This window comes from Pseudomonas argentinensis, assembly GCF_001839655.2.
Taxonomy (GTDB): domain Bacteria; phylum Pseudomonadota; class Gammaproteobacteria; order Pseudomonadales; family Pseudomonadaceae; genus Aquipseudomonas; species Aquipseudomonas argentinensis_B.
In genome coordinates, this window is the sequence record NZ_CP056087.1 from 1,502,395 (window position 1) to 1,516,240 (window position 13,846).

General features: G+C 66.0%; 11 protein-coding genes. 9 read left to right on the forward strand and 2 right to left on the reverse strand.

Going from position 1 to position 13,846, the window contains the following annotated elements; genetic code table 11:
- Positions 1 to 8: 8 nt before the first annotated feature.
- A complete protein-coding gene (gatC, locus tag SA190iCDA_RS06510) occupies positions 9 to 296 on the reverse strand; it encodes an Asp-tRNA(Asn)/Glu-tRNA(Gln) amidotransferase subunit GatC (RefSeq protein ID WP_070884353.1) in 288 nt (95 codons plus the stop codon).
- 328 nt (positions 297 to 624) lie between these two features.
- Here gatC and mreB point away from each other — a divergent pair, with 328 nt between their 5' ends.
- The 8 genes from mreB (at position 625) to tldD (ending at position 11,558) form a co-directional block, all read left to right on the forward strand.
- Positions 625 to 1,662 (forward strand): rod shape-determining protein MreB, encoded by a 1,038-nt coding sequence (gene mreB, locus SA190iCDA_RS06515; protein ID WP_070884352.1) that lies wholly within the window; start codon positions 625 to 627, stop codon positions 1,660 to 1,662.
- Between the two features lie 129 nt (positions 1,663 to 1,791).
- Positions 1,792 to 2,736 carry a rod shape-determining protein MreC gene (gene mreC / locus SA190iCDA_RS06520; RefSeq protein WP_236101074.1) on the forward strand — a complete coding sequence of 315 codons (945 nt, stop codon included), beginning with the start codon at positions 1,792 to 1,794 and terminating at the stop codon, positions 2,734 to 2,736.
- Complete coding sequence (mreD, locus tag SA190iCDA_RS06525; protein WP_070884351.1) at positions 2,733 to 3,221, forward strand: rod shape-determining protein MreD; 489 nt, start codon at positions 2,733 to 2,735, stop codon at positions 3,219 to 3,221. Before mreC ends, mreD begins: the two co-directional genes overlap by 4 nt.
- Positions 3,222 to 3,255: 34 nt before the next feature.
- Positions 3,256 to 3,852: a Maf family protein gene (locus tag SA190iCDA_RS06530; protein ID WP_070884350.1), complete on the forward strand. Its 597-nt coding sequence runs from the start codon at positions 3,256 to 3,258 to the stop codon at positions 3,850 to 3,852.
- A gap of 82 nt (positions 3,853 to 3,934) precedes the next feature.
- On the forward strand, positions 3,935 to 5,392 hold the full coding sequence (gene rng / locus SA190iCDA_RS06535; protein ID WP_070884349.1) for a ribonuclease G: 1,458 nt from the start codon (positions 3,935 to 3,937) through the stop codon (positions 5,390 to 5,392).
- Positions 5,393 to 5,423: 31 nt separating this feature from the next.
- Complete coding sequence (locus SA190iCDA_RS06540; protein WP_070884348.1) at positions 5,424 to 9,251, forward strand: YhdP family protein; 3,828 nt, start codon at positions 5,424 to 5,426, stop codon at positions 9,249 to 9,251.
- Between the two features lie 13 nt (positions 9,252 to 9,264).
- Complete coding sequence (locus SA190iCDA_RS06545) at positions 9,265 to 10,119, forward strand: carbon-nitrogen hydrolase family protein (RefSeq protein ID WP_070884347.1); 855 nt, start codon at positions 9,265 to 9,267, stop codon at positions 10,117 to 10,119.
- Entirely contained in the window at positions 10,116 to 11,558 is a 1,443-nt protein-coding gene (gene tldD / locus SA190iCDA_RS06550; protein ID WP_070884346.1) for a metalloprotease TldD, read from the forward strand. The genes SA190iCDA_RS06545 and tldD overlap by 4 nt, the downstream gene beginning before the upstream one ends.
- A gap of 38 nt (positions 11,559 to 11,596) precedes the next feature.
- On the opposite strand, the gene yjgA is transcribed toward tldD, so the two are convergent.
- Entirely contained in the window at positions 11,597 to 12,115 is a 519-nt protein-coding gene (gene yjgA / locus SA190iCDA_RS06555) for a ribosome biogenesis factor YjgA (protein ID WP_027903686.1), read from the reverse strand.
- A gap of 130 nt (positions 12,116 to 12,245) precedes the next feature.
- Between yjgA and pmbA the strand changes: the two genes are divergently transcribed.
- Entirely contained in the window at positions 12,246 to 13,592 is a 1,347-nt protein-coding gene (pmbA, locus tag SA190iCDA_RS06560) for a metalloprotease PmbA (RefSeq protein ID WP_070884345.1), read from the forward strand.
- Positions 13,593 to 13,846 lie beyond the last annotated feature (254 nt).

Sequence of the window (13,846 nt, forward strand, 5' to 3'; positions counted from 1 at the left end):
GGCTTTCCTTACTCGATGACTTTGGGAACCAGGTACAGGCCGCTTTCCACGGCCGGGGCGATGGCCTGGTAGGCGTCGCGCTGGTTCGTTTCGGTAACGGCGTCGGCGCGCAGGCGCTGGGTGGTTTCCAGCGGGTGGGCCAGGGGCTCGATGCCGGTGGTGTCGACCGCCTGCATGTTGTCGATCAGGCCCAGAATGCTGTTGAGGGTTGCGGTGGTCTGTGGCAGTTCACTGTCACCCAGGCCCAGGCGGGCCAGGTGTGCGATCTTTTCCACCTCGGAGCGTTCAAGTGCCATCGGGTTCTCCCTGTAAAAGCTAGCCGCCAGGCGGTCGCCAGCATGGGTCTCGGCAGGTACCCGTGCCGGGGGGGCAGGGAACGGATGCGTTTGGCTGGCGGTCAAAGGCGGCGACGTGCGGCTTGGGGCGGTTACCGGTAGCGCATGACAGCTTTTCAGTGCTGTCGCCACCCGTGTGGAAGATGCCTCAAGGCCGCGGAAAAACAGGCAATCTAACATATTGGTGCCTTGCTCAAAATCCCTGCCGTTGTTAGAGTTTGCCGCACTTTTTTACCTGCGTGTTTTCTTGCGCCGATCTTTACCACGCGTTGCCTAGGGTCCCTATCCCATGTTCAAAAAACTGCGTGGCATGTTTTCCAGCGATCTGTCGATTGACCTGGGCACTGCCAATACCCTTATTTATGTTCGCGAGCGCGGCATCGTCCTGAACGAGCCGTCGGTCGTCGCCATTCGTACCCATGGCAATCAGAAGAGCGTCGTCGCCGTCGGCACCGACGCCAAGCGCATGCTCGGTCGTACTCCAGGCAACATCGCCGCCATTCGCCCGATGAAGGACGGCGTGATCGCCGACTTCAGCGTTTGCGAAAAGATGCTGCAGTACTTCATCAACAAGGTTCACGAGAACAGCTTTCTGCAGCCGTCGCCGCGCGTGCTGATCTGCGTGCCGTGCAAGTCGACCCAGGTCGAGCGCCGCGCCATCCGTGAATCCGCCCTGGGCGCCGGTGCCCGCGAAGTGTTCCTGATCGAAGAGCCGATGGCCGCTGCCATCGGTGCCGGTCTGCCGGTCGAGGAAGCCCGTGGTTCGATGGTCGTCGATATCGGTGGTGGTACCACGGAAATCGCGCTGATCTCCCTGAACGGCGTGGTCTATGCGGAGTCCGTACGGGTCGGTGGCGACCGTTTCGACGAAGCCATCATCACCTATGTGCGCCGCAACTATGGCTCGCTGATCGGCGAATCCACCGCCGAGCGCATCAAGCAGGAAATCGGCACCGCCTACCCGGGTGGCGAAATCCGTGAAGTCGACGTGCGTGGCCGTAACCTGGCCGAAGGCGTACCGCGCAGCTTTACCCTCAATTCCAACGAAGTGCTCGAAGCGCTGCAGGAGTCCCTGGCGACCATCGTTCAGGCAGTCAAGAGCGCCCTGGAGCAGTCGCCGCCCGAGCTGGCCTCGGACATCGCCGAGCGCGGCCTGGTGCTGACCGGTGGTGGCGCGCTGCTGCGTGACCTGGACAAGCTGCTGAGCCAGGAAACCGGTCTGCCGGTGATCGTCGCCGAGGACCCGCTGACCTGCGTCGCCCGTGGCGGCGGCAAGGCGCTGGAAATGATGGATCGTCACACCATGGATCTGCTGTCCACCGAATAAGCCGCACGCCTCACGCTGCAGCAGCTCGGAAGCTACCATCGCGCCGCATGCAGCTTCCGGGCAGGCTACGAGGTAATCGCCATAAAGCCGCTATTCGCCAAAGGTCCTTCGCTCGGTGTACGCCTGCTGGTGTTCGCCGTGCTGTCGGCTGCCCTGATGGTCGTCGACGCCCGCCTTACCGTTCTGCATTCGGTTCGTAGCCAGCTCGGCCTGATCGTCGAGCCCGTCTACTGGCTTGGCCGCCTGCCGGTCACCCTGTGGGAAAGTGCCACCCAGGAGCTCAGCTCGCGCAACGAGCTGGCCGCCGAGAACGAGAAGCTCAAGGCCGAACAGCTGATGATGCAGCGCCGCCTGCAGAAGCTCGCCGCGCTGACCGAGCAGAACGTGCGCCTGCGCGAACTGCTCAACTCCTCGGCCCTGGTCGACGACGAGGTGCTGGCCACCGAGTTGATCGGCATCGATCCCAACCCCTTCACGCACCGTATCCTGATCGACAAGGGCGAGAAGGACGGCGTGGTGCTCGGCCAGCCGGTGCTCGATGCCCGCGGCCTGATGGGCCAGGTGGTCGAGGTGATGCCCTACACCTCCCGCGTGCTGCTGCTCACCGATACCACCCACAGCATTCCCGTGCAGGTCAACCGCAACGGCCTGCGCGCCATCGCCACCGGCACCGGCAACCCGGAGCGTCTCGAGCTGCGTCACGTGGCCGACACCGCCGATATCAAGGAAGGCGACCTGCTGGTCAGCTCCGGCCTCGGCCAACGCTTCCCGGCCGGCTACCCCGTGGCCACGGTGACCGAGGTGGTACACGACTCCGGCCAGCCGTTCGCCATCGTCCGTGCCGTGCCGACCGCCAATCTCAACCGCACCCGCTACATGCTGCTGGTGTTCACCGACCCGCGCACGCCGGAGCAGCGCGCCGCCGAGTCGGCGGAGGCCCAGGAGGAGGTCGATCGCCGCGCCCTCGAGCATCCCGATGCCGAGGCGCCGCTCGAGGACGCGCCACCAGTCGACGCGCAGGCGCCGGAAGCTGCACCTGCCGAACCTGCCAGCGCTGAGGAGGCCCGCCAATGATCGCCACCCGTTCCAGCAACCTCTGGGTGATCTGGGCCAGCCTGGTGCTGGCGCTGTTGCTCAGTGTGTCCGCGCTGCCGCGTTTCATGGAGATCGGCCGGCCACTGTGGCTGGCACTGTTTCTCACCTACTGGGTGCTGGCCGTGCCGCATCGCATCGGCATGACCAGTGCCTTCTGCATCGGCCTGCTGGCCGACGTGCTCAACGGCACGCTGCTGGGGCAGAACGCGCTGATCCTCACCCTGATCACCTTTCTGGTGCTGAGCCTGCACCAGCGCCTGCGCATGTTTCCCATGTGGCAGCAGAGCATGGTGCTGCTGGTGGTGTTCGGCGTCGCCCAGCTGGTGCAGCTGTGGCTCAACGCCCTGACCGGCAACCGCCCGCCGACCCTGGCCTTCGTGCTGCCGGCCCTGGTCAGTGCGCTGCTCTGGCCCTGGGTGTGCAGCCTGCTGCGCGCCGTGCACCGGCGCATGCGCGTCAACTGAACCGCGCTGCGGCGCCTGATTGCGAGACCTGTGCATGACCACGCTCTACCTGGCCTCCGCTTCGCCGCGCCGTCGCGAGCTGCTCGCACAGATCGGCGTCTCCTTTACCACCCACGTGGTGCCCATCGACGAAACCCCGCAGCCCGGCGAGGCGCCTGCCGTCTACGTCGAGCGCCTGGCGCTGGCCAAGGCCCAGGCTGCGCTCGGTACGCTGGCTGATCGCCATGATGCCGTGGTGCTCGGCTCCGACACCGCCGTGGTGCTCGATGGCCGCATACTCGGCAAACCCGTCGACCGTGAGGATGCCCTGGCCACGCTGGCCGCGCTGTCCGGCCGTGAGCACCAGGTCTTGACCGCCGTCGCCCTGGTCAGCGATGCCCGGGCCGAGGCCCGCGTGGTGACCAGCACGGTGCGCTTCAAGCCGCTCGCCCGGACACAGATTGAAGCCTATTGGGCCACTGGCGAGCCGCGCGACAAGGCCGGCAGTTATGGTATTCAGGGCTTGGCTGCGGTATTCGTCAGCCAGATGCAGGGCAGTTATTCAGCGGTGGTCGGCCTGCCGTTGTGCGAGACTGCCGAACTGCTCGCGCAATTCGCGATTCCGTGCTGGCAAACGACCGCCAGCGCATAACCCAGAGGTTGCAGGCCGCGATGGTTCGGGCGCGATGAGCCCGGCGCTGCTTTCAGCTTCATCTCAGCCAAGAGATGGGCGCATGAGTGAAGAGATCCTGATCAACATCACGCCGATGGAGTCGCGCGTGGCGGTGGTGGAAAACGGTGTCCTGCAGGAAGTGCACGTCGAGCGCACCCAGCGCCGCGGCATCGTCGGCAATATCTACAAGGGCAAGGTGGTGCGCGTGCTGCCCGGCATGCAGGCGGCGTTCGTCGACATCGGCCTGGAGCGTGCGGCGTTCATCCACGCCTCGGAAATCTCCAGCCGCGAAGGCAGCGCCGTGGAGAGCATCAGTGCCCTGGTGCACGAAGGCCAGAGCCTGACCGTGCAGGTCACCAAGGACCCGATCGGCAGCAAGGGCGCGCGCCTGACCACCCAGCTGTCGATCCCCTCGCGTTACCTGGTGTACATGCCGCGCACCAGCCATGTCGGCATTTCCCTGAAGATCGAGGATGAGGCCGAGCGCGAGCGTCTCAAGCAGGTGGTCGCCGATTGCGTGGCTGCCGAGGGCATCGCCGAGGCCGGCGGTTTCATCCTGCGCACCGCCGCCGACGGCGCGCGGGCCGAGGAGATTCTCGTCGACATCCGCTACCTGCGCCGCCTGTGGACGCAGATAGGCGAACAGATGAAGAGTGCACCGACGCCCTCGGTGATCTACGAAGACCTCAGCCTGGCCCTGCGCACCTTGCGCGATCTGGTCAGCCCGCGCTCGGAGAAGATCCGCGTCGACTCGCGGGAAACCTTCGGCAAGATCACCAGCTTCGTCGCCGAGCTGATGCCGGAAATCGCCGACCGTCTGGAACACTACCCGGGCGAGCGGCCGATCTTCGACCTGCATGGCATCGAGGACGAGATCCAGAAGGCCCTGGAGCGCAAGGTGCCGCTGAAATCCGGTGGCTACCTGATCATCGACCCGGCCGAGGCGATGACCACCATCGACGTCAATACCGGCGCCTTCGTCGGCCATCGCACGCTCGAGGAAACCATCTTCAAGACCAACCTCGAGGCGGCCACCGCGATTGCCCGGCAACTGCGCCTGCGCAACCTCGGCGGCATCATCATCATCGACTTCATCGACATGGAAGACGAGGAGCACCAGCGCCAGGTGTTGCGCACCCTGGAAAAGCAGCTGGAGCGTGATCACGCCAAGACCAACATTATCGGCATCACCGAGCTCGGCCTGGTGCAGATGACCCGCAAGCGCACCCGCGAAAGCCTCGAGCAGGTGCTGTGCGAGCCGTGCAGCCACTGTCAGGGCCGCGGCAAGCTGAAAACCGCGGAAACCACCTGCTACGAGATCTTCCGCGAGATCCTCCGTGAGGCCCGTGCCTACCAGCCCGAGGGTTATCGGGTGCTGGCCAACCAGAAGGTGGTCGACCGCCTGCTCGACGAGGAGTCCGGCAACGTTGCCGACCTCGAAGCATTCATTGGACGAACCATCAAGTTCCAGGTCGAAACCATGTACTCCCAGGAACAATACGATGTGGTACTGCTTTAAAGACGCCCGGCCGGGCCGGGGCGTGAGCTGAATGGCGCGTTTGGGTCTGGCGTTCGCCACGCTGTTGCGCTGGAGCCTGGGGCTGTGCGCGCTGGGGCTGGTGCTGGCCGCCCTTTATGTGAGCCTGGGCCGTCAACTGGTGCCCCTGGTGGCCGAGTACCGGCAGGAAGCGCAAACCCGCGCCAGCGAGGCCTTGGGCATGCCGGTCGGCATCGGCGCGCTGGAAGGCCATTGGCGTGGTTTCGCGCCGTTACTCACCCTGCGTGATCTGCGCATCGGCGAGGGCGAGCAGGCACTGGCCCTCGAACGGGTGCAGGTGGTGCCCGATCTGCTCGGCAGCCTGCTGGCCTGGCAACCGCGCCTTGCCGACCTGCAGCTCGATGGCCTGAGCCTGAGGCTGCGCGAGGACGAGCAGGGCGTCTGGCACGTGGAGGGCTTGCCGCAGCGCCAGGACCAGCCGCCGCTGGATATCGCCAAGGCGCTGCGCCGGTCCCAGGTGCTTGGCCATCTTTCCCTGCTCGGCAGCCGGGTGAGCGTCCAGCCCCACGGGCAGCAGCCGCTGCAACTCACCGACATCAACCTCAGCGTCGATAACGGCAGCAGCCGTCAGCGCCTGAATGCGCGCCTGCACCTGCCGGACGGCCAGCCCCTGGCCCTGCAGCTGCGCACGCGCCTCCAGCCCGAGCACTGGCAGGACGCCCGCGCCGAGCTGTACCTGAGCGCACCGCAGAGCGACTGGGCCGCCTGGTTGCCGCCCAAGCTGACCCGCGACTGGCAGCTCGAACAGTTGCAGCTGGGCGGCGAGCTGTGGGGCGTGTGGGACGGGCGTCAGTTGCAGCGCGCCGTCACCCGCCTGCATGCACCGGCCTTGAAGGGGCACCATGGCGAGCGCCAGTCCGTCGCCCTCAAGGACCTGGCGCTGAATGCCTACTTCGAGCGCAAGGGCGATGACTTCGATCTGTTGCTCGATGATTTCGCCTTCAGCCGCGGTGAGAACCGCTGGGGCGAGGCGCGCATCGCCCTGGGCCACCAGGCTGCCAAGGACCACCAGTCGCAGCGTTGGACCTTGAGTGCCGATCGCCTCGATATCGGCCCGCTGGTGCCACTGGTCGAGGGCCTGGCGCCGCTGCCTGACAACGCCCTGCAGCTGCTGCAGACCCTCAAGCCCCACGGCGGCCTGCGCAACCTCAATGCCAGTTTTCAACCGGAGCTCGAAGGCCCCGAGCGTCTGCAGTTCTCGGCCAACCTGGAGCGCGTCGGTTTTTCCGCCTGGCACGCCTCGCCCGCCGTGGAAAATGGCAGCGGCAGCATCACCGGTGATCTGGGCGGGGGCGAGTTGAAGGTCGACAGCGAAGATTTCTCCCTGCACCTCACCACCCTGTTCCCGCAGGCCTGGGTCTATCAGCAGGCCAAGGGGCGGTTGACCTGGACCCTGGACGAGGAAGGCTTCACCCTGCGCGCGCCCTACCTGCAGGTGGTGGGCGAAGAAGGCAAGGTGGCCGGCGACTTCCTGATCCGCATGCTCAAGGATCCCGAGCGCGAGGACTATATGGACCTGCGGGTCGGCATGCGCGACGGCGATGCCCGCTTCACCGAGAAGTACCTGCCCAGCCCGGTACTCAGCCCGGCGCTGGATGAGTGGCTGAAGACCGCCATTCACAGCGGCAAGGTCAACGAGGGCTATTTCCAGTACCAGGGCTCGATCAATCGCAACCCGGATCCGGCGGTGCGCAGCATCAGTCTGTTCTTCGACGTGGAGGACGCCGAGCTGGCCTTCCAGCCCGGCTGGCCCGCGCTGCGTGATGCCCGCGGCCAGGTGCTGATCGAAGACAGCGGCGTGCGGGTGCGGGTGTCCGAAGGCAGCATTCTGAACAGTCGGGTGCGCGAGGCGTTCGCCGATATCCCCCGGGTCGACCCTGGCCAGACCCCGCACCTGAAGCTCAAGGGCAAGCTGCAGAGCAGCGTTGGCGATGGCCTGACGATCCTCCAGGAAACCCCGCTGGGCGTCGCCGATACCTTTGCCGGGTGGAAGGGCGAGGGCGCCCTGGAGGGCGCGCTGGATCTGGATATCCCGTTGCAGAAGGGCGAGCAGCCCAGGGTGATCGTCGACTTCAGTGCCGACAAGGCCTCGCTGGTCATCAGCAAGCCCGAGCTGCAGTTGAGCGACGTGACCGGCGATTTCCGCTACGACACGGGCAAGGGCCTGAGCGCGCCGTCGGTAACCGCGCGGGCGCTCGGCCATGCCATTCGCGGCAAGGCGGTGGCCGATGGCCGGCCGGGTCAGGCGCGCAGCCAGATCGAAGCCAATGGCGTGGTGCCCCTGAACAGCCTGACGCAGTGGCTGGGCGTCAAGCAGAAGCTGCCCGCCGAAGGCAGCCTGCCGTACCGCCTGCGGTTGAGCCTGGAGGGCGCGCAAAGCCAGCTGCGCGTCGACTCCAACCTCAAGGGCCTGAGCGTTGCCCTGCCGGCGCCCTTCGGCAAGGCCAGCAATGACGAACGTTACGCCGACTGGCGCATGAGTTTCGGTGGCGCCGAGCAACGCTACTGGCTCGACTACGCGGATGTCGCCAGCTTTACCCTGGCCGCGCCGCCGGGTCAGTTCGACCAGAGCCGCGGCGAGCTGCGCCTCGGCGACGGCCCGGCGATCCTGCCGCCCAGCCGCGGTGTGCGCGTGCGCGGGCGTGTGGCCCAGGTCAACCTGGCCGAGTGGCAGAAGGCGATCGAGCCCTACCAGCAGTCGTCGCGGCAGGACGCCCAGCAGCTGTTCAGCGATGCCCAGCTGCGTATCGGGCGCTTCGAAGGGTTCGGTCAGCAGCTCGATGATCTCGACGTTGGTCTGCGCCCGCTCGAGGGCGGTTGGTCGCTGAACCTGGACAGCACCCTGACCAAGGGACGTATCGATCTGTTCGAAGCAGCCGACCGGCCCATCGTCGCCGACATGGAATACGTACGGCTGCCGGCCGCCAAGCCAAAGACCGAGGATGCGCCGGAGTCCGAAGATCCCGACCCGTTGGCCAACTTCGACCCGCGGCAGATTCCGGCGCTGAACCTGCGCATCGCCCACGTGTTCCAGGGCGCCGACGACATGGGCACCTGGTCGCTCAAGGCGCGCCCGGATGGCCAGGGCGTGCAGTTCAGCGACCTGGATATCAACCTCAAGGGCCTGCACCTGGGCGGCGCGATCGGCTGGCAGGGCGTGCCGGGGCAGACGCGCAGCTGGTACAAGGGGCGCATGCAGGGCGAAAAGCTTTCCGAGGTGCTCAGGGCCTGGGGCTACGCGCCGTCGGCGACCAGCGAGAGCTTCCGCCTGGACGCCGACGGGCATTGGCCGGGCTCGCCCGCCTGGTTCAGCCTCAAGCGCTATTCCGGCAGCCTCGACGCGGCGCTGCGCAAAGGGCAGTTCGTCGAGGTGCAGGGCTCGGCCTCGGCGCTGCGGGTGTTTGGCCTGCTCAACTTCAATTCCATCGGCCGCCGCCTGCGTCTCGATTTTTCCGACCTGCTCGACAAGGGACTGAGCTACGATCGGGTGAAAGGCAACCTGCTGGCCACCGATGGCGTGTTCGTCACCCAGGGGCCGATCACCATGACCGGCCCGTCGAGCAACCTGGAGCTCAACGGCACCCTGAACATGGTCAACGAGGGCATCGACGCCAAGCTGCTGGTCACCCTGCCGGTCACCAACAACCTGCCGATCGCTGCGCTGATCGTCGGCGCGCCCGCCATCGGCGGGGCGCTGTTCATTGCCGACAAGCTGTTGGGGGATCGCGTGGCGCGTTTCGCCAGCGTGCAGTACGACGTCAAGGGCACGTTGCATGATCCCGAGCTGACCTTCGACAAGCCGTTCGAGAAGCCCAACTGAGCCGGAGGTCGTGATGTCATTCGCCGTGATTCAGATGGTCAGCCAGGACGTTATCGCCGCCAACCTGCAGCATGCCCGGCGCCTGCTGGAACAGGCCGCGGCGGGCGGCGCGCGCCTGGCGGTGCTGCCGGAAAACTTTTCTGCCCTGGGGCGCCGCGACGCCGCCGCCCTGGGCCGCCGGGAGGCCCGCGGCGAAGGCCCGGTGCTACCGTGGCTGCGAAGCACCGCCCGCGAGCTTGGTTTGTGGATAGTCGCCGGCACCCTACCGTTGCCCCCGCAAGATGAGCCGGAGGGCAAGCCGCGGGCTTGCTCGCTGCTGATCGATGAGCAGGGCCGGCTCGTCGCCCGCTACGACAAGCTGCACCTGTTCGACGTGGACGTCAGCGACAGCCGCGGCCGTTATCGCGAGTCGGACGACTATGCCCACGGTCAGCAGCTGGTGGTAGCGGATACACCCGTCGGGCGTCTGGGTTTGACCGTCTGCTATGACCTGCGCTTTCCTGAATTCTATGGCGCACTGCGTGAGGCAGGCGCCGAGCTGATCACTGCACCCTCGGCCTTTACCCGGGTCACCGGCGCGGCGCACTGGGAGGTGCTGATCCGCGCCCGCGCGATCGAGACCCAGTGCTATGTACTGGCGGCCGCCCAGGGGGGCGTTCATCCCGGCGGCCGGGAAACCTATGGCCACAGCCTGATCGTCGACCCCTGGGGGCGTAAGCTTGGCGAACAGGTCGAGGGCGAGGCAGCTTTGCTGGCCGAGCGTGATGCTGCCGAGCAGGCGGCGATTCGCGAGCGCATGCCGGTGCTGCGACATAAACGATTTTTCGCTGCGGCCGAGCCGCGGCAACCTGATGTGGAGACCTTATGAGCGACCTGTTATCGACCGTCAGCGAGCAGCTGCTGAGCCCTGGCGGCCTGACCCTGGAGCACCTGCCGGGCGTACTCGGCGAGCTGGCCGGCCCTGGAATCGACGCCGCCGACCTGTACTTCCAGACCCAGGTCTCGGAAACCTGGGTGCTGGAAGATGGCATCGTCAAGGAAGGCAGTTTCAACCTCGACCAGGGCGTCGGCGTACGTGCCCAATCCGGTGAAAAGACCGGCTTCGCCTACAGCAATGCGATCACCGCCGAGGCGCTTAGCCAGGCGGCTCGCGCGGCGCGTTCGATTGCCCGTGCGGGCCAGCAGGGCCGCGTACAGGCCTTCAAGGCTACCGAGGTGATGCCGTTGTACGCCGCCAACAACCCCCTGGACGTGATCGACCGCGCCCAGAAGGTCGAGCTGCTCAAACGCATCGACATCGCCACCCGCGCCCTGGACCCACGCATCAAACAGGTGACGGTGAGCCTGGCCGGGGTCTGGGATCGCGTGCTGGTCGCCGCCACCGACGGCAGCCTGGGCGCCGATATCCGCCCCCTGGTGCGCTTCAACGTCAGCGTCATCGTCGAGCAGAACGGCCGTCGCGAGCGCGGCGGCCACGGCGGCGGCGGACGTACCGACTACCGCTACTTCCTCAACGAGGATCGCGCCATGGGCTATGCCCGCGAAGCGCTGCGCCAGGCACTGGTCAACCTTGAGGCGATCGCCGCGCCGGCCGGCACCCTGCCGGTGGTGATGGGCGCTGGCTGGTCTGGCGTGCTGCTGCACGAGGCGGTCGGCCATGGCCTGGAAGGCGACTTCAACCGCAAGGGCAGCTCCAACTACAGCGGCAAGATCGGCCAGCAGGTGGCGTCCAAGCTGTGCACCATCGTCGACGACGGCACCCTGGCCGAGCGTCGCGGTTCGCTGAGCATGGACGACGAGGGCACGCCCACCCAGTGCACCACGCTGATCGAGAACGGCGTGCTCAAGGGTTACATGCAGGACAAGCTCAATGCCCGCCTGATGGGCGTGGCACGCACCGGCAACGGACGCCGCGAGTCCTACTCGCACCTGCCGATGCCGCGCATGACCAACACCTACATGCTGGCCGGCGAGAGCGACCCCGAGGAAATCATCCGTTCGGTCAAGAAGGGCATCTACTGCGCCAACCTCGGCGGCGGTCAGGTCGACATCACCAGCGGCAAGTTCGTGTTCTCCACCAGCGAGGCCTACCTGATCGAGGATGGCAGGATCACCGCGCCGGTCAAGGGCGCGACCCTGATCGGCAACGGCCCGGAGGCGATGAGCCGGGTGTCGATGGTTGGCAACGACCTGGCGCTGGACAGTGGCGTCGGCACCTGCGGCAAGGATGGGCAGTCGGTGCCGGTCGGCGTCGGTCAGCCGACCCTGAAGATCGACGCGATCACGGTCGGCGGTACCGGCGCATGATGCGTGTGAGGGAAGGCTTCACCCGCGCCCGGCAGCGTTCAGCGCAGGCCGCGTTGGGTGTCGTCGAGCTCGCGGATGTACTTGAAGATCTTGCGTGAGGCGGCCGGTGCCTTGTTCTGGGCCGCTTCGTGCTGGGCGTGGCGAATCAGGCCGCGCAGGTGCTGACGGTCGGCGTCGGGGTACTCGGTGATGAATTTCTCCAGCACCTCGTCGTTGCCCTCGATCAGCCGGTCACGCCAGCGTTCGAGGTTGTGGAAGCGTTCGTTGTACTGGCGCGTGGAGGCGTCGACCTGGTCGAGCAGCGCGACGATGGCGTCGATGTCCTGCTCGCGCATCAGCTTGCCGATGAACTGGACGTGGCGCTTCTTGGCCGAGTTGGCGGTGTGCTTCGGTGCTTCTTCCAGGGCGCGGCGCAGGGCGTCGGTCAGGGGGAGCTTGCGCTGCAGATCGGGCTTGAGGCCGGCCAGGCGCTGGCCAAGCTCCTGGAGTGCGTGCAGTTCGCGCTTGACCTGGGATTTGCTCTTCTCGCCGGAGAAGTCATCGGAGTAATCAGACATGGGGCGGTGATCCAATGGGAAACGCCACCATGATAACAGCAGCTGCAAGCCGCAAGCTGCAAGCGAACAGCGAAGAGCGGGTTCGGCATTTTCTTGTAGCTTGGGCTTGAAGCCGTTTTTAGGAGTCGTTATGAGTGAAGTGGAAGTAGTCGGACCCGCCGCATTGCCCGGTTTGCAGGCGCAGGTCGAAGAGATTCTCGCCGAGGCCAGGAAGCAGGGCGCTACCGCCTGCGAGGTGGCCGTATCGGTGGAGCAGGGGCTGTCCACCACGGTGCGTCAGCGCGAGGTGGAGACCGTCGAGTTCAATCGTGATCAGGGCTTCGGCATCACCCTCTACGTTGGCCAGCGCAAGGGCTCGGCCAGCACCTCCGCCACTGGCGAGTCGGCCATTCGGGAAACCGTGGCCGCCGCCCTGGCGATTGCCAAGCACGCCTCCGAGGACGACAGTGCCGGCCTGGCCGATGCGGCGCTGATGGCCCGCGACCTGCCGGAGCTGGACCTCTATCACGCCTGGGACATTACCCCGGGGCAGGCAATCGAGCGCGCGCTGCTCTGCGAGGCGGCGGCTTTCGACGCCGATGCGCGCATCCGCAACGCCGATGGCAGCAGCCTGGGGAGCCATCAGAGCTGTCGCGTGTATGGCAACAGCCATGGTTTCGTCGGCGGTTACGCCAGTACCCGCCACAGCCTCAGCTGCGTGATGATCGCCGAGAGCGAAGGGCAGATGCAGCGCGATTACTGGTACGACGTGAACCGCCAGGGCCATCTGCTCGCCGACGCTGCGAGCATTGGCCGGCGCGCCGCGCAACGGGCGGTCAGCCGCCTCGGCGCTCGCCCGGTGCCGACCTGCGAGGTGCCGGTGCTGTTTTCTGCGGAATTGGCCACCGGCCTGTTCGGCAGTTTCCTCGGCGCCATTTCCGGTGGCGCCCTGTACCGCAAGTCGTCGTTTCTCGAAGGCACCCTGGGCGAGCAGCTGTTCCCGTCCTGGCTGAACCTCGACGAGCGACCGCACATTCCGCGCGCCATGGGCAGCGCCGCGTTCGATGGCGACGGCCTGGCCACCTATGCCAAGCCGTTCGTCGAGGGCGGCCGGCTGGTGTCCTACATCCTCAGCACCTACTCCGGCCGAAAGCTGGGCATGCCCAGTACCGCCAACGCCGGTGGCGTGCACAATCTGTTCGTCAGCCATGGCGAGGAGGATCAGCAGGCGCTGATCAAGCGCATGGGCCGTGGCCTGCTGGTCACCGAGCTGATGGGCCATGGCCTGAACATGGTGACCGGTGACTATTCCCGCGGCGCCGGTGGTTACTGGGTGGAGAATGGTGAGATCCAGTTCGCCGTGCAGGAGGTGACCATCGCCGGCAACATGCGCGACATGTTCCGGCAGATCGTCGCCGTGGGCAGCGATCTGGAGCTGCGCAGCAATATCCGCACGGGCTCGGTGCTGATCGAGAAGATGACCGTAGCCGGCAGCTGAATTCAGCGGGGCGCCCTTGCAGACCCTGTGAAAACTACCGCTCGCCACGTTTTCACACTGCCTGCTTGGCGCCCCTTTTCTCGCAAACCGTCGCGCAAGGCGGCGGTTTTCAATAGCCGTTTCTCCTTTGAACGGTTCGCCGGGCTGATCTGCCTATCCTGTCCTTCCTGCTGAATCGGCATCTGCGTTTGCATTTACCGCAAAGGATTGATTATTTTTCCTATATAGGAATTAATATCATTATCTTTTGAGGG